The sequence below is a fragment of the Bacillota bacterium genome (assembly GCA_023511485.1).
Lineage (GTDB): Bacteria > Actinomycetota > Aquicultoria > Aquicultorales > Aquicultoraceae > CADDYS01.
Window position 1 is genome coordinate 1 of sequence record JAIMBH010000040.1, and the last position, 20,079, is coordinate 20,079.

General features: G+C 46.8%; 19 protein-coding genes, 1 tRNA gene and 1 other annotated feature. Of the genes, 13 read left to right on the top strand and 7 right to left on the bottom strand.

What is annotated here, in order from left to right; genetic code table 11:
• The first annotated feature begins 302 nt into the window (after positions 1-302).
• Positions 303-1,598, top strand: coding sequence for a glycosyl transferase family 2 (locus K6T91_10680; protein MCL6473254.1), 1,296 nt, complete (start codon positions 303-305; stop codon positions 1,596-1,598).
• A 123-nt stretch (positions 1,599-1,721) separates the two neighbouring features.
• Positions 1,722-2,087 carry an STAS domain-containing protein gene (locus K6T91_10685; GenBank protein ID MCL6473255.1) on the top strand — a complete coding sequence of 122 codons (366 nt, stop codon included), beginning with the start codon at positions 1,722-1,724 and terminating at the stop codon, positions 2,085-2,087.
• Between the two features lie 4 nt (positions 2,088-2,091).
• Here K6T91_10685 and K6T91_10690 read toward each other — a convergent pair whose 3' ends face one another.
• Both K6T91_10690 and K6T91_10695 read right to left on the bottom strand, forming a co-directional pair.
• Positions 2,092-2,838, bottom strand: a complete 747-nt coding sequence (locus K6T91_10690) for an NAD(P)H-hydrate epimerase (protein ID MCL6473256.1) — start codon at positions 2,836-2,838, stop codon at positions 2,092-2,094.
• 162 nt (positions 2,839-3,000) lie between these two features.
• On the bottom strand, positions 3,001-3,183 hold the full coding sequence (locus K6T91_10695; GenBank protein ID MCL6473257.1) for a hypothetical protein: 183 nt from the start codon (positions 3,181-3,183) through the stop codon (positions 3,001-3,003).
• A gap of 199 nt (positions 3,184-3,382) precedes the next feature.
• Here K6T91_10695 and K6T91_10700 point away from each other — a divergent pair, with 199 nt between their 5' ends.
• The 4 genes from K6T91_10700 to K6T91_10715 all read left to right on the top strand — a co-directional run bounded on the left by K6T91_10700 (position 3,383) and on the right by K6T91_10715 (position 8,936).
• Complete coding sequence (locus K6T91_10700) at positions 3,383-4,312, top strand: ABC transporter ATP-binding protein (GenBank protein MCL6473258.1); 930 nt, start codon at positions 3,383-3,385, stop codon at positions 4,310-4,312.
• Complete coding sequence (locus K6T91_10705; protein ID MCL6473259.1) at positions 4,309-5,394, top strand: ABC transporter permease; 1,086 nt, start codon at positions 4,309-4,311, stop codon at positions 5,392-5,394. The genes K6T91_10700 and K6T91_10705 overlap by 4 nt, the downstream gene beginning before the upstream one ends.
• Positions 5,395-5,499: 105 nt before the next feature.
• Entirely contained in the window at positions 5,500-6,639 is a 1,140-nt protein-coding gene (locus tag K6T91_10710) for a FapA family protein (GenBank protein ID MCL6473260.1), read from the top strand.
• A 218-nt stretch (positions 6,640-6,857) separates the two neighbouring features.
• On the top strand, positions 6,858-8,936 hold the full coding sequence (locus K6T91_10715; GenBank protein MCL6473261.1) for a S8 family serine peptidase: 2,079 nt from the start codon (positions 6,858-6,860) through the stop codon (positions 8,934-8,936).
• A 9-nt stretch (positions 8,937-8,945) separates the two neighbouring features.
• Here K6T91_10715 and K6T91_10720 read toward each other — a convergent pair whose 3' ends face one another.
• From K6T91_10720 to K6T91_10735, 4 genes are all read right to left on the bottom strand, one after another.
• Positions 8,946-9,605, bottom strand: a complete 660-nt coding sequence (locus tag K6T91_10720; protein ID MCL6473262.1) for a 1-acyl-sn-glycerol-3-phosphate acyltransferase — start codon at positions 9,603-9,605, stop codon at positions 8,946-8,948.
• 72 nt (positions 9,606-9,677) lie between these two features.
• On the bottom strand, positions 9,678-10,043 hold the full coding sequence (locus K6T91_10725; GenBank protein ID MCL6473263.1) for an HD domain-containing protein: 366 nt from the start codon (positions 10,041-10,043) through the stop codon (positions 9,678-9,680).
• Positions 10,024-11,856 (bottom strand): diguanylate cyclase, encoded by a 1,833-nt coding sequence (locus K6T91_10730; GenBank protein ID MCL6473264.1) that lies wholly within the window; start codon positions 11,854-11,856, stop codon positions 10,024-10,026. Before K6T91_10730 ends, K6T91_10725 begins: the two co-directional genes overlap by 20 nt.
• Positions 11,857-12,041: 185 nt before the next feature.
• Positions 12,042-12,114, bottom strand: a tRNA-Arg gene (locus K6T91_10735).
• A gap of 161 nt (positions 12,115-12,275) precedes the next feature.
• Positions 12,276-12,513, top strand: a binding site (T-box leader).
• Here K6T91_10735 and K6T91_10740 point away from each other — a divergent pair.
• The 7 genes from K6T91_10740 to K6T91_10770 all read left to right on the top strand — a co-directional run bounded on the left by K6T91_10740 (position 12,511) and on the right by K6T91_10770 (position 19,348).
• The gene (locus tag K6T91_10740) at positions 12,511-13,863 is read left to right on the top strand and encodes a PLP-dependent aminotransferase family protein (protein MCL6473265.1); all 1,353 of its coding nucleotides are present in this window, start codon (positions 12,511-12,513) and stop codon (positions 13,861-13,863) included. Its footprint overlaps the feature before it by 3 nt.
• A gap of 116 nt (positions 13,864-13,979) precedes the next feature.
• Positions 13,980-14,930, top strand: a complete 951-nt coding sequence (locus K6T91_10745) for a D-alanine--D-alanine ligase (GenBank protein ID MCL6473266.1) — start codon at positions 13,980-13,982, stop codon at positions 14,928-14,930.
• A gap of 62 nt (positions 14,931-14,992) precedes the next feature.
• On the top strand, positions 14,993-15,421 hold the full coding sequence (locus K6T91_10750) for a YtxH domain-containing protein (protein MCL6473267.1): 429 nt from the start codon (positions 14,993-14,995) through the stop codon (positions 15,419-15,421).
• Between the two features lie 351 nt (positions 15,422-15,772).
• Positions 15,773-16,378 carry a GNAT family N-acetyltransferase gene (locus tag K6T91_10755; GenBank protein ID MCL6473268.1) on the top strand — a complete coding sequence of 202 codons (606 nt, stop codon included), beginning with the start codon at positions 15,773-15,775 and terminating at the stop codon, positions 16,376-16,378.
• A gap of 33 nt (positions 16,379-16,411) precedes the next feature.
• Positions 16,412-17,836 (top strand): metallophosphoesterase, encoded by a 1,425-nt coding sequence (locus tag K6T91_10760; GenBank protein ID MCL6473269.1) that lies wholly within the window; start codon positions 16,412-16,414, stop codon positions 17,834-17,836.
• 77 nt (positions 17,837-17,913) lie between these two features.
• On the top strand, positions 17,914-18,795 hold the full coding sequence (locus tag K6T91_10765) for a YihY/virulence factor BrkB family protein (GenBank protein MCL6473270.1): 882 nt from the start codon (positions 17,914-17,916) through the stop codon (positions 18,793-18,795).
• Positions 18,761-19,348, top strand: coding sequence for a hypothetical protein (locus K6T91_10770; GenBank protein ID MCL6473271.1), 588 nt, complete (start codon positions 18,761-18,763; stop codon positions 19,346-19,348). The genes K6T91_10765 and K6T91_10770 overlap by 35 nt, the downstream gene beginning before the upstream one ends.
• Before the next feature lie 13 nt (positions 19,349-19,361).
• Here the strand turns inward: K6T91_10770 and K6T91_10775 are convergent, their stop codons facing one another.
• A complete protein-coding gene (locus K6T91_10775) occupies positions 19,362-19,952 on the bottom strand; it encodes a 5-formyltetrahydrofolate cyclo-ligase (GenBank protein MCL6473272.1) in 591 nt (196 codons plus the stop codon).
• Positions 19,953-20,079: the final 127 nt, after the last annotated feature.

The following is a 20,079-nucleotide window of genomic DNA, read 5'->3' on the forward strand; positions in this document are numbered from 1 at the left end:
AATACATGGTTTGGAGTATATTTTATATGAGGCAACCAGGGGTTAGTTCGAGTAGATTTTTATATGAGGCAACAGGCCCTGCGCCCCAGCAGCCCGGGTTAGAGAGCAGATCGAATTCCTCCGCGTTTGCTTGGAGCATCTCATCAGCGGCAATCACCCGACCAGTTTTCTATTCTATATTCTTTGAAATTGTTTTATTGTTCAAATAGACAGGAATCTTTGCACCTGATTTTAAAAATTGCCGATATTTTAAGCATCGAGACACAAATGCATGTACTCAAAAACAATTCAAAGGTGGTTATATGGTTAAAAACACTGTCTTGCATTCTGAGGTGCTTGAGCGGATTGCCGATATAAGCGAAGCCGATATAGTTGTTGGTGTCCCAAGTTTTAGAAATGCGGGAACGATCGCACATGTAGTTAAAATTGCCTCCGAGGGCATGACAAAATATTTTCCGGAACTCAAGCCCGTCCTTGTCAACGCTGATGGCGGCTCAGATGACGGTACGAGAGAAGCCGTTCTTTCCGCCAGCACACCAAGACAGGTTGAAAAGATAGTAACCCGATACCGTGGTCCTGCTGGGAAAGGGAGCGCTTTTCAAACTATTTTTGAGATTGCTGATCGCCTTAATGCAAAGGTTTGTATAGTGGTAGACTCCGACCTTAGAAGTATAACGCCTGAGTGGATCAAGCTTTTAGGCGATCCCATCTATCGGTATAACTATGGCTATGTCGCGCCGCACTACTTCAGATATAAATACGATGGCACTATAACCAACTCAATTGCTTACCCGCTAACACGTTCATTATATGGCCAACAGATCCGTCAGCCAATAGGTGGAGATTTTGGTGTAAGTAGGGCTCTCGCAAAGGTTTTCAGCCAGGAGGACATATGGAGCGATGAGAACGTTCATAGATTTGGCATTGATATTTGGATGACTACCATGGCGATAAACGAGGGCTTCAAGGTCTGCCAATCCAGGATGGGGGTTAAGCTCCATGACCCAAAAGACCCCGGGGCGGATTTGGGCCCGATGTTTCGTGAAGTCGTCGGTACGATCTTCAGCCTTATGAGAAAGTACGAGGTTAAATGGAAGGTTGTTAATGAAAGCATGCCGACCTTTATTTATGGTGAGCCAATCAATCTGGAGCCGGAGCAGTTTGCAGTTGACCTTCACAGAATGATTGATCACTTTAACCGGGGCTTTGAGAAAAAAAGGGAACTTCTTGAGAAGATTTTACAACCCAATACTCTAAGCGAGGTCGAGTCGCTTGTCCTGCCACCTAAAGATGTCTTTAATTTTCCGCACGAACTCTGGGTAAAAGTAGTTTACGATTTTGCTGTGGCTTATAACTGGAGCGGTCTTGACCGGCGTGAGGTTTTAGACGCGCTAAGCCCGCTGTACTTTGGACGGACTGGCTCGTTTGTAATTGAGACGGAGGTTATGAACAATACCGAGGCTGAGCAGCAGGTAGAAGAGACCGCCGCGGCCTATGAGAAGCTCAAGCCCTACCTTTTAGAAAACTGGGAAAAACAAAAAGCGGCTACTGGTTTAGGCAACGCCTCCCAAAAGCATCTCATCCAGCAAGATGTTTGACCGATCAAAGACATGGCAATACTGTTATATAGCTCAAATTAATAGATTTAAGATCGAGCTAACAGCCATCAACAATTTTGCTAAGTGCTACTAGCTGGCAGCTACTAATAAGGGTGGATTTATATGCTTTCAATTAGAACAATAACCAGCGAACAGATCCCGATCATCGCAATCGAAGGTGAACTAAAGGCCGCAAACGAGGGCGAAATCATGGAGGCAATTGATTCCGTGCTTACTCCTGGAAGCAACCAGCTGATACTAGACCTGACCGGAATAAGGAGCATTGATGCTGCCGAGATGCAAACCATAATCGAGGCCACGCATAGATCTCTGGGTCAAGGAGGACGGCTCGCTCTTGTGGTTACCGACAAAGATAAGCAAAATGCACTAAGAGAATCGCATGTTGCAGATATCCCCGGAGTCCTTCTTTTTGAAGAAGTTAAAAAGGCGATGGCATTTCTTGGTGAGAGAAGAATAGATATAGCATAAACCTTTACGCTGTTACACTTGCAGCCTCTTCTTTTTGAAGGAGAACAATATCGTCGCCAATAAAAGGATTGTCAACCTTAAGCCCGATCTTGGTATACGTTTCAGGCGGTATGCCGATATCGGCAAGCCACAGGTCCCCTATAAACTTAGCCGCACCAGTTCTTAAAAGGCCTGTTTTTGGAAGACCAAGGGATACAGTTGCATTTGCCCTGATGCAGGAATGATAAACTTGCCCCGTGGTTGCGTCCATACCTGATGGAACATCCAGCGAGACTATCGGCTTCTTTACTTTATTTGCAGCTGCAATAACGCTTGCAAATTCAGAAGATGGAGTCCCTTGAGTCTTGTATCCAAGAAGCGCGTCGATAATAAGGTCGAATTTTCGCAGCCGGGCCAAACCAATATCCGTTGCACTCTCGATTGGCAGCTCCATTGACCTAACTATGTTTAACTGGTTTAATGCAGATTTTTTAAGTGCATCTTCGTGAAGAACCAGTGCAACTGTGATGCTCCCTCCCCAGCCATGAAGGTAGCGCGCTGCAGCTATCCCGCCTGCAGCAATTCTATCGGTACCGGCAAGTACTATAATCTTTTTTTTATCAACCTTTCCACCCAGATACCGCCGGCAGATCCTGGCTAAAGCGTGGCCGGTACTTTCTACTGATTGAACTATCTGTATGCCGTATTGGTAAATAACAAGCCGATTGATCTCGTCCATTTGTTCAGCTGTTACTGAAACCGGTATCTTCATACTTAAAACCCCAAACAATGTCTCCCATAATTCCGTTTAGACATCCGCTTTCAATATCATTTAATACCCATAAAAAGATCAAATAAAAAGCGGCTTCTGAATTACTAAAGCCGCTTTTGATGCGAGTGCAGGCTTAAAAGATAATCTTGTGCCAAGCAATCTCTATCTAAGCAAAGGCACCACAAACACTGCAAGAAAATAAGGGATAGCGATAACAATAATAACAATGGCCGCATACTTAATGGCGGCGTAGCCTACTATACTACCTCTCTCCTGTTCAACCGACTCGTTCGTGGGGCGTTCGACTTCTTTATGTATATGTTCTTCGCGTCTTTCCGGCTCCATATTTGGCCACCTCCACCGGGTTCTTTAGTCCAGGCTCCCCGACTTTACGCTCTTTCATTATCCCCGCACTTTCGCAGTTTAAACAGTGAAGAGTTAGACAGGTTGGCTTGCATGCACAAAAGGTCTAGCTTGCTAATCGCCATTGTTAATTTATAATAGGATGGGCGGGCTACAGCAGCGCCGGCATGGGGGAAGGCTTATGGATTCGGTTATTGAAATCAGAGAGCTTGTAAAGGCGTATGGGGACGTGCGTGCGGTAGATGGCATCTCGCTTGAGGTAAAAAGCGGCGAGGTGTTTGGTATCTTAGGCCCTAACGGTGCGGGCAAGACAACGACTCTTGAAATGGTAGAAGGCCTGCGTCGCCCCGACGGAGGCGTGATCAATATCGATGGGATATCTGTCTGGCCCAACCCAAAGAAGACAAAGCATCTTATTGGCGTGCAGTTGCAGACGACCGCTCTACTTGATTTCCTAACCGTGCAGGAGATAGTGCGCCTATTTGCTTCCTTTTATGGGATCTGGATGGATCGCTCGCGGGTGCTCAGGCTTCTTGAAGAAGTTGCGCTGGAAAAAAAGGCCGGCGCTATGGTCAACCAACTCTCGGGGGGACAACAACAGAGGCTCTCTATAGCCCTTGCCTTGGTAAACGACCCCAAGATTTTGTTTCTTGATGAGCCAACAACAGGGCTTGACCCTCAAGCAAGACGCAAGCTCTGGTCGGTTATTGAGCGGATAAATCGAGAGGGAAAGACGATAGTTCTAACCACGCATTACATGGAGGAGGCCGAGGTGCTATGCAGCAGGGTTGCAGTTATGGACCACGGTCGCATTATTGCGCTTGCTACGCCAGAGGAGCTGATCAGCTCGCTTGATAACGACGCTAGGGTAACCTTTACGGCAAAGCACCAATTTGATATCGCAAAGCTCAAAGAGCTGCCGTCGGTCTGCGATGTATCGCGGGTCGATTCAAGCTATACTTTTTATACCGGGGATGTACAAAAAAGCATAACAGCTTTACTTCGTTTGGCAGAGTTGCAACAGGTTAGGATAGAGAACTTAAGTGTATCTGGCGCCAATCTGGAGGATGTTTTCCTGCACCTCACCGGAAGGGGGCTCCGCGAGCAGTGAGATTTGTCTTTATGATCGTAGCAAATATAAAAATGACCATGCGAAATAAGCAGGCCCTCTTTTTCTTGTTTATCTTTCCAATTCTCTTTATGGTGCTGTTTGGCATGGTTTTTGGGCGCAGCCAGGACGTTGCGAAAATATCTATTGCGGATCTGGATAAAACCTCTTTATCTAAGTCGATAACCAAAAGCCTAGAGAAAGTCGACAAGATCGAGGTCACAAAAGATGGACGTGATAACGCCCTGGAGCAACTCAGGAATGGAAAAGTCGATGCCGTATTGGTGCTCAAGAGAGGATTTGCCGAAGGATTTCCGGAAAGGCCGGCATCTATCGAGCTTTATTATGATCCGTCATCGACACGCTCGCAGATGATGCGGGGAACCGTTGGTGCTGTTCTTGGAGGTATTGAGCGTTCGATGATAAAGACGCCGCCGCTCATTACAGTTAAAAGTAAAAGTATCCAATCGCAACAGCTTGCCTATATAGACTTTTTACTCCCTGGAATCCTGGCCATGTCCTTAATGAATAGCGGGCTCTTTGGATTGGCAAATGCGATGGTCGCAAGGCGTGAAAAAGGCGTGCTTCGCCGTCTCAAACTCACTCCTCTTCCGCTTAGTCAGTTTATCGGAGCAGGAATCATCAATCAACTCATTATCTCGCTTATGCAATCGGCCTTACTCGTGTTGATAGGGCATTTCGTCTTTGGCGTGAAGATAATCGGTGATATCTTGCCTCTTGGAGTCCTAATTATAGTTGGCAGTCTCTGCTTTATAACGATAGGTTTTGTTATCGCAAGCTTTGCTAAGACCGCGGAGTCAGCAGCAACACTTGGTAACATTATCGGGATGCCGATGATGTTTTTGGGCGGCGTTTTCTTCCCGGTGGATAACGTACCTAATTGGGTCAAGCCTATTGTTAAAGCGATGCCATTAAAATATCTGGCTGACCCACTGCGCGCTGTTATGGTGCAGGGCAAAGCGCTGACTGCTGTTCAAAACGACCTGCTGGTTCTTTTCGCATTCACGCTGGTCGCTTTTTTGATTGCACTTAAATTTTTCCGCTGGGAATCGGATAACCGCTAGGCCAGAGAGACGGAAAAATCATTATTTATCCTTCCCCCAGCGTTTCAAAGCAACCCTTTTTGGAGAAAATTATACCGGCTTTAAGTTTCCAGGCTCGGGGGTTAAATGAGAAGGCTTCTTATACTAATTATTTTACTCATCGTGGTTGCATGCGCATCAACACCTGCTCGGGCTGCCCAATTTGCATCAAGAGATAACATAAGAATTCCTTCAGACAGGACTATCAATGATGACTTTTATGTCTCAGGCGGCACCGTTGTTATCGACGGTACCGTCAACGGTGACCTAACTGTTGCAGGCGGCAACATAACGATAAACGGGCCTGTGCACGGCAGTCTTCTTGTTGCGGGTGGCGGTGTCATACTAAACGGAACGGTAGATCGATCTGTTCGAGCTATAAGCGGGGATTTAACGATAAATGGGCAAACGGAGAAAGACCTCGTCGTTGCCGGGGGCAACGTTGATATCTCGTCGGGATCAACGATTGGCCAGGACCTTGTTGTTACCGCCGGGAGTGCCAGGTTGAGTGGAATGGTAGCCAGAAGGCTCTTCGGTACAGGCGGCAATATCACTATCGATGGAGTGGTAGGAGACGACGCGCGCCTTGATGTGAACCAGCTCAGGTTAACAGGCCGTGCCGTCATAAACGGCGATCTTTCCTATACCAGCGAAAACAGGGCAGAAATATCAAGGGGTGCCCGGATAAGAGGCGAGATAACTTTTAATGAGCGGCCGCAGCGCAGGCAGGGCATCTTCCCCCGGATGCTTTCGTTTCTGCTCGCGTTTCTAGCTGCACTGGTTTCCGGCATAGCGCTTCTTGTTTTATTCCCTAGAAGGACGGTTCAAATCGCAAATACCGTTGCCGCTGCTTCCTGGCAAAGTCCACTACTTGGTTTTGCCCTACTTCTTGTTGTTCCGGTGGCGGCAATCTTGCTCTTTATCCTGATAATAACGATACCGCTTGGGATAGCTACCCTTATTCTTTACATCTTTGGTATTTATCTTGCCAAAGTTTTTGTTGGGCTTGCGGTCGGAATGGTGTTGAGCAGATTGTTTAACTTCAAGGCTGGAAACATTCTCGCTTTGTTCATAGGCCTTCTTATTGTCATGCTTTTGGGCCTGATACCTTTTATCGGGCCGGTACTGCGCTTTCTCTATATAATATTCGGCCTCGGAGCGGCGGTTATAGTAATCTATAGGGCAATTGGTGAGCGGAGAGAGGCTATGGGCAAAACCGCTCATTAACCTAAAAACTACCTTAAATTTCTCAAACTTAAATCTCCCCATAAAATTATGGGATTAACTTTTTATTTTTTAACCGCGTATTTTGCTGTTGTCCAAATCGCTTCCTGATTAATCCCTTGACAGCGCTGGGGCCTTATGGAACTTTATGTAAAGATGGGTAGCTGAGCTGCCGATAATAAAATTATTAGCAACGTAAAGCTGAAAACAGAGGTGCGTAAATGGGCAAAAGACCGCGTTTTCTAGCCCTCATGTTAGTCTTAACATTACTTTTTAGCATATTCCCAACTTCTTTCGCGGTAGCAACCACCACACAGGAAAGCAACGAAATACCAGTAAACAAACAGAGCGCAGATAATCCTTCTGGAAACGACCTTATTGTTAAATTCAAACCCTCGACAAACGAGGATACTATTAAAAGGGACCACAAGAGCCTTGGGGCACAAAGAATCGGTGAGATAAAGTCGCGCAAGATCGAGCGGATAAGAATCCCCAAGGGCATCTCAACAAAAGAGGCCATCGCCCGGTATAAGAAGATGCCTGAAGTTGAGTACGTTGAGGAAAACCGCCACCGCAGTCTGCTTGAGGTGCCAAACGATACCAGTTACGCAAGCCAGTGGGCGTTGCCTAAGATAAGTGCGCCGCAAGCCTGGGATGTAACTACCGGAAGTAGCATCATAGTTGCGGTGGTTGATACCGGCGTTGATTATAATCATGAAGACTTAGCTGGGAAGGTCATAGGCGGCTACGATTTTTTCAACGATGATACCGACCCGATGGACGACGTTGGCCACGGCACCCATGTGGCAGGTATCATCGCAGCGGCCACAAATAACGGCCGAGGTATTGCCGGTGTGTCCTGGGGAGCAAAGATACTTGCGGTAAAGGTCATGGATGCTTATGGCGGAGATGACTTTACAATCGCTCAAGGCATAAGATATGCGGCAGATAATGGAGCAAAAATAATAAATCTTAGTTTAGGCGGGTATGGTTACTCGCAAACGCTTGCCGATGCAATATCCTACGCCCAGGGAATGGGCTGCCTTGTTGTTGCGGCAGCCGGAAACGATAGTACAAACGATGTTCTCTATCCGGCGGGAAACCAAAATGTAATCGGTGTATCGGCAACAAACTCAAGCGATGCATCGGCCTCGTTTACCAATTTTGGGGCCTACGTTGACCTTGCGGCACCGGGAGAAAACATCTTAAGCACTATTGTCGGGGGCTACGGGTATAAAAGCGGTACCTCGATGGCAACTCCCCATGTGGCCGGTCTTGCTGCGCTGGTAATGTCCCGCTACCCAGGAGTTAGTGGGTTAAAGCTCGCAAGGATTCTTGAAGAGACGGCAGATGACCTTGGCTCTAGCGGGCGGGATGATTCCTTTGGCTATGGGCGGATTAACGCGGAGCGGGCGGTGAAGACTTCGGTTACAAACCTCGAAGAGTCCGATGCAAATGTGGTCTACACAGGTAACTGGAATACTGTTTCTACCCCTCAGGCAAGCGGTGGTACCCTCAGATATTCTGGAGCCACGGGAGACTCGGCCAGTTTCTCATTCTACGGTACTGGGGTTAGCTGGATTGCGCGCAAGGGAATCGCATCTGGAATAGCTCAAGTGTACATTGACGGTGTGCACCAGGGGAATGTCGATCTTTACCAAAATATTCCGAACGTGACTGATGATTACCAGCAGCCTGTCTATACAAAGGCGGGTCTTGCACTTGGTAACCATGTTATTAAGATTGTGGTGAGCGGGACAAAAAACGCGGCTTCGTCGGGATTGGACGTTAATATCGATGCATTCGATATTATCTCGGGCACCAGCGCTCAGCAGCCGCCACCCCCACCAGCGCCTGCACCAGCGGTAGCGCCGGATACAACTCCCCCAACTCCGCCAACTTGGGTTTTGGCAAGGGCAACTGGGGCTAATTATGTTTACGTTTCTTGGGGTGGTGCAGTAGATAATGTTGGAGTTGGCTCATATCTAATAGAGCGCAAAAAGGGTAGAGGAAGGTTTATCCCGATAGCCTGGACATCGGGAACAGACTTTACCGATAGCAGGTTATCTAAAAGAACCGTTTATTCATATCGCATTTGGGCCAGGGACACCTCGGGCAACATGTCGCTTTGGTCCTCAGGGGTGGCGACGACAAAGACGCTCGCAAGGAATCCAAAGCCACCAAAACCTAAAAAGGTTGTAAAACGGACTGCGAGGAAGACAGTCAAGAAGGTCGGAAAAAGAACCGTAAAAAAGAAGGTAAAAAGGTCGGTAAGAAAATCAAGGATACGCCGCCGATAAAACCGAATGTCAACCCTGGCTTCTGGCTGTAAATTGCGTCGTGGTTAAATCATGCTGCCGCTTTACAACTTCTTTATAGAATTTTATGTAGCCCTCCTCGACCTTGCCAGAGAACGGCTCGCCAAACACAACTTCTATTCTGTATCTGCCGGTTAAAAACAGAATTGTCTTCTTCAATCCGCTTAAATATCCAAAGCCCGGCCTAAATGTTCCGATAATTACCACCGGCAACACCGGTGCACCGGATTTTGCCGCCAGGAAATCGGCTCCCTCCATGAAGCTTTGCAGTTCGCCATTTGGTGATCTTGTCCCCTCAGGAAAGATCGCTATGCTGCGGCCGTTCTTTAGTAAGCCTAAGGAGGCCCTTAGAGCGCTCAACGGCTTTTTTGTATCAATCTGTACGGTGCCAAGCATAGTAATTAACTGGGAGACCACCGGTATATAAATCTCTTTTCTTGCTATGAAGCTTACTGGCATTATGCTTGATCTCAAAGGAATTGCTGCCCCCAGGACAGGTGGGTCAAGGTAGCTTACATGGTTGGAAACAATAACAACCGGTCTGCCAAGCCCGTCTAAGTTCTCAAGACCCTTGACTTTAAACCCTGCAAATGTTCTCAATACGCTCCGAACGATATACCAAGTAACCGCCCAAAGTATGGTGAATGCCATATGCCACCCCCTGCATCTTACAAGATTTCCTGGTCCAAAGCCGGATTAAGTTTGGATCTTTAAAAATCAAAGCTAACTGGCTTTTAGCTCATTGACAAGCTTGTTCTCAAAACCTGTTCGCTTGTTAGAATCGGAAAACATGGCGATAAACGACCTAACTAAGCTGGGGTCAAATTGAGTCCCGGAGCATTTCTTGATCTCGGCCAGGGCATCATCAATTTGAAGCGCCTTTCTGTAGGGCCGATCTGTTGTCATGGCGTCAAAGGTATCTGCAATGGCAATAATTCTTGCCTCAAGTGGGATCTTCTTACCTGCCAACCCGGCCGGATAACCGCTACCATCCCACTTTTCATGGTGAGATATTACCGCAGGGATAATATCACGCATACTGGTTGATTTAAGTATCTGGGCGCTGAGCTCAGGATGGCCTTTTATAATTGATGCTTCTTTGCGTGTTAACTTGCCGGGTTTTTTTTAGGATGCTATCAGGTATACCTATTTTGCCGATGTCATGCAGAATGCCAGCAACCTCGATGCGGTTGACCGCATCTTTATCCAGGCCCAAGTGCTTAGCAAAATTTCCGGCCCAGAAGCTTACACGTTTCGAATGAAGTTTGGTATAAGGGTCTCTGGCATCTACAGCTTTTGCGAGGCTTCTTACCAATTCGGCCAGAACCGACTCTTCGGCCCGCTTAGCGCGCTCCTCGGCACTTAAAACCTCAACTACTTTTGGGTCATAAACAAAAGAGCGGTTTTTACCCTTTAACTTGCTCCAGTATAGGGCACCGTCTGCCGTATGCAGCAGCTCACCCTTGTCCTTTGCAAGCGTTGGATATACGCTAATACCAATTGTTATCGTAATATCGCTATTTGAAAAGGTTTCTAATGAGTTTTTATTAACGGCCTTCCTGATTTTTTCGGCTATCGCATACGCTTTGATCCCATCGGTTTTGGGAAGGATTATACCAAACTCGTCTCCGCTAAGGCGGCAAGCCTCATCATCCTCCCTCATCTCAGCGAGAATAATGTTGCCGATGGCGGCCAGAACTTTATCACCAAAGATAAAACCATTGGTGTTATTAATTTTCATGAAATTATCGATGTCTAATATGAGGAGAGAGCATGGCTTATTAGCTTTAGCCGACTTATGGATTGCTTTATCCAGAGCCTCCTGGAAATAGCGGTGGTTATGAAGACCGGTCAACGGGTCTCGCAGAGCTTTCTCAAATAGAATAGCATTATCTGAAGCAAGCAGATGGTTTCTGTAAACTGATAAGACAGAGACCAGCGCCGACCCGGCGACCAGGAAGTAAATCTCATTGAGCCGCAAATTGCTCAGGTTAAAGAGCAAGACGATCGGTATAACAGTTATGCTTGCGAGTGGCATTATAAAGGTTTGCCAGATATTTGTTTTAAGCGTTTGCTTACCAGTCAGCCCTTTAATGGTGGTCCTATGCCGTTCATTTATGCCTATAAAAACACCCGTAACCTCATCGATGGCTGCGGCAGTAATAAGTATTGCACCAACAACCAGCATGCTTAGCGTGATGTAGTTCATCTGGTATCCAAATATAAAAGCTGGGATGTCGGCAAGCACGCTGCAGGTAAATGCAGATATGAGCAGTATCAACCAGCCCTCGATCTTTCTTTCAAAAAACCTGCCGGAAACAATTAGGATGGAAACCAGTGTTATCCAGTCAAGGACAGGGTAGCTTATCGTCGATATCCTTTGCATTATGCTCATATCCGGCTTTGAGTACCAGCTTGGGGCCAGCACGAATTTATATAGCAAGAGAAGCATTGTAAGAGAGAGCATCGCTATGCTAACAAGAAATTGTTTCTTCTCTGTATCTAAAGGAAGCCTTATTTTCCCTAAGCTGATTATTATCGCAAGCATGATTGGCAGATATGCCAGAGAAAATATATCGGCAAGGTTTGGCGATGGTACATTAGCCGGCCCCCGCGGTACAACGTAAAAAGAGATTGTTATAACGCCGAGTAGCCACAAGAACATACCGAGCGCCATCAATCCCCAGAGCCGGTGGTATGACTTTGAGTTTTGACAGGCCCAGAGGCAGGAGACAAACGCGGCCAATACCGGTATGGTATAAAAAAGAGCATACAAAATATTGGCCAACATAGCGCCTTTAAATGCAGTCATCGGCACCCAAAAGGCTAGGAAGTAGACTAAGGTTGATATTGCCGCCAATTTTAGCGCCGGCTTTTTGCTGTATTTCGCTGGTGATGCCATCGTTGCTATTTTTCTCCTGTATTACGTATTTCAGTGCAAAAGCTGCTTTGAACGGCATATAGATATATTAAGTATCGGTTAAGCGGGTTTTTGGTTTAAATATATGGCTATTGGGTGGGGAGGGCTGGTTGGATTTGGAAAATTAAAAAAGAGCTAGCTTTTGTCCAGCTCTTTTTTAATTTGCGTGCCCCCGGCATGATTCGAACATGCGACACCAGGTTTAGGAAACCTGTGCTCTATCCCCTGAGCTACGAGGGCATAAATCTAATTTTTAACATAATCAGTATAAAATCTATACATAAGCGCGTCAAGGCCGATAAAATTAGTGGGAGGCTACGTTTGCCCTGCTTATTAGGCTGGCCGGTGTTTGACTTTGCCGCTGCTCTCTTCTATCATAATAGCTTAAATACGATAAATAGCTAAACGCAGATGGGAAGAGTACGGTTAGATCAAGGTCAAAGAGAGCCGGGTAAGCTGGGAACCGGTACCGGGTTTAACACGGAAGGCCATCCCGGAGCAGTTGGGTTGAAAGGCGAACGTAGGCCCAGCCGGAGGTACCGTTATCACCGGAGTCATGTGACTCCATAAGGCTATTGACCGTGAGGTCGTAGTGAAAATGGGTGGTAACGCGAGTGGAAGGTGCCTCTCGTCCCGTTGGGACGAGAGGTTTTTGTCTATAAGGCAGGCACTGAGCAAGTCAAAAGGTTTGAAGTCATGCCAGATTTCAGGTTCGACCAATGGACAAATTTATATGCTTCACGGGTGAGCAACATGCGCTCCTCGGAAATTCGTGAAATGATGGCTGTGACCGGGCGTCCGGATATTATCTCTTTTGCCGGCGGACTGCCGGATACCCGCTGCTTTCCGGTTAACCAGATTGTTGAAGCGACCCAGCGGGTTATGCTTCGCGAGGGGGCTGCGGCTCTACAGTACGGCGCATCTGAGGGTTATGAGGCTCTACGGCGGCATATTGTTGATATCATGGCCGAGATAAACGTCGAGCTTGGCGTTGATGACCTCATCATAACTGATGGAGCTCAACAGGCGTTAGAGTTTCTGGGAAAGATATTTATAAGCAAAGGTGATTCAATTATAGTTGAAGGGCCGAGCTATGTGGGAGCACTCCAGGCGTTTTCAGGCTTCGAACCAAATGTTATTGCCATACCGCTTGATGATTCAGGGATGCGTGTAGACATTCTGGCCGATAGACTTAAAGAACTTGCCGTGAGAGGCATACAGCCGAAGTTTCTATATACCGTTCCCAATTTTCACAATCCAGCAGGTTTTACCCTCTCGGCTGAGCGCAGGAAAGAAATCATCGAGCTCTCCATGAAGTACGGTTTTATCATTATTGAAGACGACCCCTATGGGAGGCTGCGCTATGATGGGGTTGAGCAACCGTCGCTTAAATCAATGTATGAAAATGTCATTTATCTGGGGACATTTTCAAAGATCTTTGCGCCTGGTATGCGCCTGGGCTGGGTGGCAGCGCCAAAAGCCATCCTTGAGAAACTCGTCAAGGCAAAAGAGGCAGCAAATCTATGCTCTGGCTCGTTCGCACAGCGGGTGACCGAAGAGTATATGAGTGTCTTTGACTGGCGGCGCAATGTCGAAGTGTTTATCGACCTTTACCGAGAACGGCGCGATGCGATGCTTGCTGCGCTCGAGGAGTATTTTCCTGACGGCTCAACCTGGTCTCGTCCAAGCGGTGGGCTATTCATCTGGGCTACACTTCCTGAAGGGTTAAATTCTGGCGAGATGCTAGCAGAGGCCATCCGGGAGGCTAAAGTCGCCTACGTTCCGGGGCGGGCTTTCTACTATGGTGAGGGTGGTGAAAGCAGCATGCGCTTGAATTTCTCTTATTGCCCGCCGGAGACGATTTATGAGGGGATTAAGCGGCTTGGTGCAGTCATTAAACAACAACTCGCACTTTACAGGTCGTTGCTTAAAGGCTACTCGACCGATAACAAGCCTGCTGGGATTAAAGCACAGGACAAAAAAGAGTAAGTAAAAGCCATATGAATTTGGATATGAATTTGGCTTATGCGGAGAGCTGATTAAAAGTAGCTGATTAATAGTTAGTTTTTGTAAAGCTTAATGCTTAAGAAACGGGGGAGAAAAAAGTGAGGGAGAGAATAGCGGTTCTCATGGGGGGCCGCTCGCTTGAAAGGGATGTGTCTCTTAAAAGCGGTCATCGTGTATATGAGGCGCTCAGGGAAAAAGGTTTTGATGTGATAAAGCTTGACGTAGACGAGAACCTGGTCGACAACCTGAGACAAAATCCGGTTGACCTCGTCTACATAGCGCTTCATGGCAAATATGGCGAAGACGGCACGGTCCAAGAGCTTCTCGAGATAATGGGCATACCTTACACGGGTCCTGGGGTCTATGCCAGCACCGTAAGCTTTGATAAAGCACTCTCTAAAGAGATATTTCAAAGAAAAGGGATACCGACGCCGGACTACTTTACGCTAACTGCTGCAAGTTTTCGCGAGATGGGAGCCGCGGCAGCCCTTGAAAACGTAGTAGAGCGGTTAGGTCTTCCTATAGTTGTTAAGCCTGCATGCCAAGGCTCAGCTTTAGGAATAAAAATAGCGCATAGCAAGGAAGAACTTCCTGGTGCCCTGATTGGCGCCTTAAGCTATGACGACAAGGTTGTTTTGGAAAAATTCATAAAAGGGACTGAGGTAAGCGTAAGCGTTTTGGGCGATCACGAGCCGGAGGCGCTGCCCGTCATCGAGGTTAAGCCGCCGAAGGAATATTTCGATTTTGAGTCGATGTATTCTATGGGGCAGACCGAGTACTTTATCCCGGCAAGGCTTTCTAAGGAACTTACTAAAAAAGTCCAGGATATAGCAGTAGGCGTCCATAAAGTGCTCGACTGCCGCGATGTCTCAAGGATCGATATCATCATAAGCGAAAAAGGAGATCCGTATGTGCTTGAGCTTAATTCCAGCCCTGGGATGACTGAAACGAGCTTGCTGCCGATGGCTGCAGCCGCAAGAGGTCTTGAGTTTTGTGACCTTGTTGAGATGTTGGTTGGTTTTGCACTAAAGCGCAGGCAGAGTGTTTAAAAACAAATAGATCGGGTAGATTGAAAAAAACAGGTTTAGTTTTTAGTAAAGGGGTTGTTGATATGGCAGAAAAAAAACGAGGCGGCGGTTTTGCCAGGTTCATGGCTTTTCTTATTGGTGGCGCAATCGGCGCAATCGGCGCGCTGCTTCTTGCGCCTCGCTCTGGGAAAGAAACTAGGGAAATGCTCAAGGAAAGAGCAGAGGAGCTAGCTGAGGAGGGGCGTAGAAGCTATGAAGAGCAGCGCGGCCGCGTAATCGATATAGCTTCGGAAAAGGGGCGTGAGCTTAGAAGCCGTATTGAAGAGGCAAAGGAACGGCTGATGACAGGAGTGGAATCGGCTTCACAGACAATAAAAGAGAAGATAAGCGGCGGAGCAGAGAAGGCTGAGGAAGCGGCCGAGAAAGTTGAGCAGAAGGCAGGAGAAGAAGCAGAGAAAGCAAGGGCGGAGAAGATAGAGGAGCAGGCAAAAGAAGCCAAAGAAGAGGCTTAAGAATAATTTTTAAGGAGCTGGAGCTAGAGAATTGTAAACTTATTCTTAAAACAGAGTTGACAATTATTGAGGCAAGCAGATGCCCTGTTTATGGGGCATTTTTTTTCTCTATAAGATTAAGCAGCTACATGCCCGTAACAACGAAACTGTCTTGTTTCGCAAATTATCCACGGACTACGAATCAAAAACAACAAAACTGTTTCTTAAGAGACTTGCAGATAAGTAGAGATAGCATAAAATCAAATTATGGGAAGAATTACATTTTGCCGACAGCATTGGGTAAACCCCGAATATCAGAGCGGCTAGGGCATCTTCGACTTAGACTCTTGACATCTGAAAAAAGGGGTATTTATGCGAAGGAAGATAGTGCCAGCCACTGCGAAGAGCCTTGCCCGCACTGGTTTGCGATGTAAGGACTGTATTCGCTGGGAGAGCTTATCCGACAAAGGCGATGTCTCATACAAGCAAAAGCTTAAGGCAGAGCATATGAGCCGAATGATAAAAGAATGGGGTGAATGCGGCAAGATCGTCTACGTGGACAAAGATGCGCTTGCTTACGCCCAATACGGTCCGGCAAAGTTCTGGCCTGGTATAGAGCGTTTTCCTTCTGGTCCAATAAGCGAGGATGCTGTCTTTCTGGCGTGCTTATGTGTTCTTCCCTTTGCACAAGGTAGAGGATTAGGCAGGGTTTTACTGCAAGCGATAGAATCCGGTATGGTTAAGCGAAAGGTGCGTGCCATTGAAACCTTTACAACGAGAGATAGCGACTGCCCTTTGGGGCCGATAGAGTTCTACCTGCAGAATGGTTTTTATATTGTAAGAGATGATCCGCATTTCCCGCTCTTAAGACTCGAGTTAAAAACGCTTGTGGGTTGGCAAATAAATATCCAGTTTGCTCTGGATAAGTTAAAAATTCCGGCTCGGCCTGCCAATGCGCCAGCGCATTCTTCTGTTTAAGTTAAAAATTTGCCGGTGATTGGATGTCATTGAATGTCTGATTTTTTTAAAAAGGCTGCTTCATCCTGGACAGCCGCGCTTATAATCGCCTTTCTGTTAAGCAGCCTATCGGTAATATGGTTCGGCTACTCCTCGTACGATGTAGATGGAGTTCGTTTGGGGTTTAGGATCGAACCCGCCAAGCGTGGTGTGACTGAGCTGTCCATACCACCGTTTGGCGAAATATCTGCATTCACCCATAAGACAAACGTTAGGATAAAAGTTGTTTTAGAGAAGATCTATCCAGTCGAAATAAGTCGGGTTGCCGGGAATATTGACAATAGCAAAGAGCTTGTAGGAAAAATTGAGTTTGAGGGCAAGAAGGCTTTTAAGCAGTTTGTTATCCGGCTTATTGTTTTAGCTGCAATCGGCGGTGCACTCGGTGCAGCGCTGTCGCCGAGAAGACGCGCTTACAAAGCGATAGCAGGTGCGGCTCTCGGGGCGGCCCTAATAAGCACAATCATAGTTTCTACCTACTCGTCCTATGATATAAACGCTTTTAAGCAGCCGAGATATAGCGGAGCGCTTACAGTTGCGCCCTGGGCAACTGAGGACATCGCTAAGCGGCTTGGCGATGTTAAGACTTTTCGGCGGGAGGTTCTAGATGTCGCGCGGAACATCGACAACTTCTATTCTAAGATAGATTCCTGGCAGCCAATCCAGGAAAACACTATTAAGGTTCTGCATGTCTCTGATATTCACAACAACCCGGTGGCAATTGATCTTATTAAACGCGTTGTTAAAGATTTTAGAATCGACCTGGTAATCGACACCGGTGATATAACTGATTTTGGAACACCGGTTGAGGCAAATCTCATCGATGGCATAGCAGGCCTGCCTGTCCCTTACATATTCATCCCCGGAAATCATGACTCTCCGCAGACTGTGTCGTTTTTGCGGGGTGTAAAAAACGTCACGGTTGTCGACGGTAATGTGGTTAGTGTAAAAGGGATAACCATCTTTGGTATTGCAGACCCGGCATCTAGATCGCCCGAACCGACTCCGGTTGATGATCGGGCTATGGCTGAGTTTAAAGCGCAGGTTGCCGACAGTCTTAAATCGCTTCCTGATAAACCTTTAATACTTGCGGTTCATAACCCAAAGGCGGTGCGAGGTCTTTTTGGGAAGGCTCCGATTATCCTTGTTGGGCACACCCACAAGGCCAGTCTTATGGAGAAAAATGGCTTTGTTTTAAACAACGCCGGAACAACCGGTGCTGCAGGCTTTAGAACTTTTCAAGCGCAAGATGGCGTGCCTTACACTTTAAATATTCTGCATATCGACCGCACGAGGAAGGCACTTGTTGCAATTGATAGCCTTGAGGTGACCGGGGCTGAGCGAGAATTTCGCCTTGAGCGAAATTTAATTGAAGGAAAGCCGGCGCTTCGGAACGAATTAGGTACGCTGGGCAGAAAATAAAGAAGTTAAGTGCCGCCGTGCTGCGGATAAGGAATTAATAACTTATTTGGTTAGCATATTAATGGTACGGTGTTGATGTGCAATTATTGCGAAGAATGGCTAAGTTCCTGGTAGAGGTCTATAATAAGTTTAACGAGCACAATGGTTTTCTGCTGGCAGCGGGAATAGCCTTTTTCACTTTTTTCTCTATATTCCCGCTGCTTCTTTTTACTGGTATTGCCTTAGGCTATGTATTGGAGGGTGCAGGCACTCTCGAGAAGGTTTTGGATTACGTCTTTCAAAACCTTCCGACGTTTGCCGATTTTGTTCGGGTCAACATAGAAGCATTGATTAAAGCCAGGTCCAGCGCGGGAATTATAGCGCTGATCGCTCTTTTGTGGTCGGGCACCAACATCTTCGGGAGCCTTGCTCTGGGGTTAAACGCCGTCTATGAGGTAAAGGAGACGAGAAGCTTTGCTGTTCAGAAGCTAATTGCGGTAGGTGTGTTTGTGCTTATCCTGGTGCTACTTTTTGTTTCATTTGGCACTACGACAATCGCTTCAGTATTTAGAGATGAGTTTTTGAGCCTGCTTTTTCCCCAAAGGGTTGTCACGGTCGCATGGACGATCATTACGGCTATCCTTAGCCTTATCTCCACTTTTCTATTATTTTTGGTGGTTTACTGGCTAGTGCCTAATGTTAGGCTTACCCTGGGCCATATCTGGCCTGGAACGCTAACTGCCGGAGTCGCTTGGGAAGCAGGCAAGTATGTATTTGCCGTCTATCTTGATTTGTTTGCCCGCAGAGGCTATGGCTTGGTTTACGGGTCGCTGGCCACAGTTATTTTGCTGATGTTCTGGCTATATATCTCAGCAGTGCTTCTTTTGATTGGGGCTGAGATAAACGTTGCCTACAGACGACGAGCATTGGGTGGTGTTAAAGCTTTTGAGCCGCGAAAAGGTAGCCAAGACAATATCTAATATATTTAATCCCTATTATTTATCTGCCCCATTCTTTTTATTTGTTGCAATCACTACTACAGATAATTTAATGATGGCTTTAGCGTACTGGCTAGTGAGCGCAGTCTTTTTCAGTTTTTTGCCTGTGTGGGATATTGGGCGAAGGGTAAGTAAAGGATTGGTAACAGATCCGCATATCAATAGGCGTGAGGATAGGATAAGGCCGTTTTTATTTTCGCTTTTTTGCGCGGTGGCTGGGCTTGTGGCGGTCTACCTGATTGGGGCTCCGGTAGAGATGAGGGCAATATCCTGGTCGGTTGTAATAATGGGTGTTTTGATTACACTGATAACCATCTTCTGGAAGGTTAGCCTTCATGCGGCCGGGATAACAGCAACTGCTTTCATTTTAACCGTGCTTTATGGACTAGTTGCTCTGCCTGTTGTTGTCTGTGTGCCGGTGGTGTTTTGGGCGAGGTACGTCTTAAATAAGCACACGCCTGCACAACTTGGAGTAGGCAGTGTAATCGCGGTTACAGTCTCTGCCGGGGTGTTTTGGTATTTTGGACTCCTTTAATTCAGCAATTTGCCTATTCACTGCTTCTTGCCTTACATGCATCGATAATGCGCTTCTCAGTAACTATCTCGTCTACCGGAAGGTCATGATCCTCTTTCGGTATCTCCGGGACTATCTGGATCTCAAAGGCCAAAGAGATTCTGGGAACCGATGGGCTGATAGTTTTAAGAAAGCGGTCGTAGTAGCCGCCACCATAGCCTATCCTGTGTCCGCAAACATCAAAAGCAACCCCAGGCACAATTATGAGGTCTATAAGGTCTTGTTCGATATCCCTGCTGTCTTCTTGAGTGGGCTCTGGAATCCCATACTTGTTTTTCTTGAGCGCACTGACATCGTGCACCTCTCTGAGCAATAACCTTTTGGTCTCAGTATCAGTAATCGGCAGAACAACCCTTTTACCCATTCTAAGAGCATCTTCCATTAGATTTTGCGTCGGCACTTCGCTCCCGAATGATGCATAAAACAATATAACACGTGCTTGTCTAAACTTGGGTAGCTCAAGTAATTTCGTTTCAATCTCCAGGGTTTTTTGGGCACGCTCAGCTTCACTTAGCAAATCGCGCTTCCATCTTATAGTCTGTCTTAAAGCTCGTTTCGGCGACATCTTGTCCTTTCCATCAACCGCTATCTTTGCATGCTAAGGCAGTTTGCTGCGCCAAAGTCGGCCTCTTTTTAGTTGAAAGCCTTGCTAAAAAGCGGTTAAATTTAATAGAGCGTTTTTGAAAAGTTAT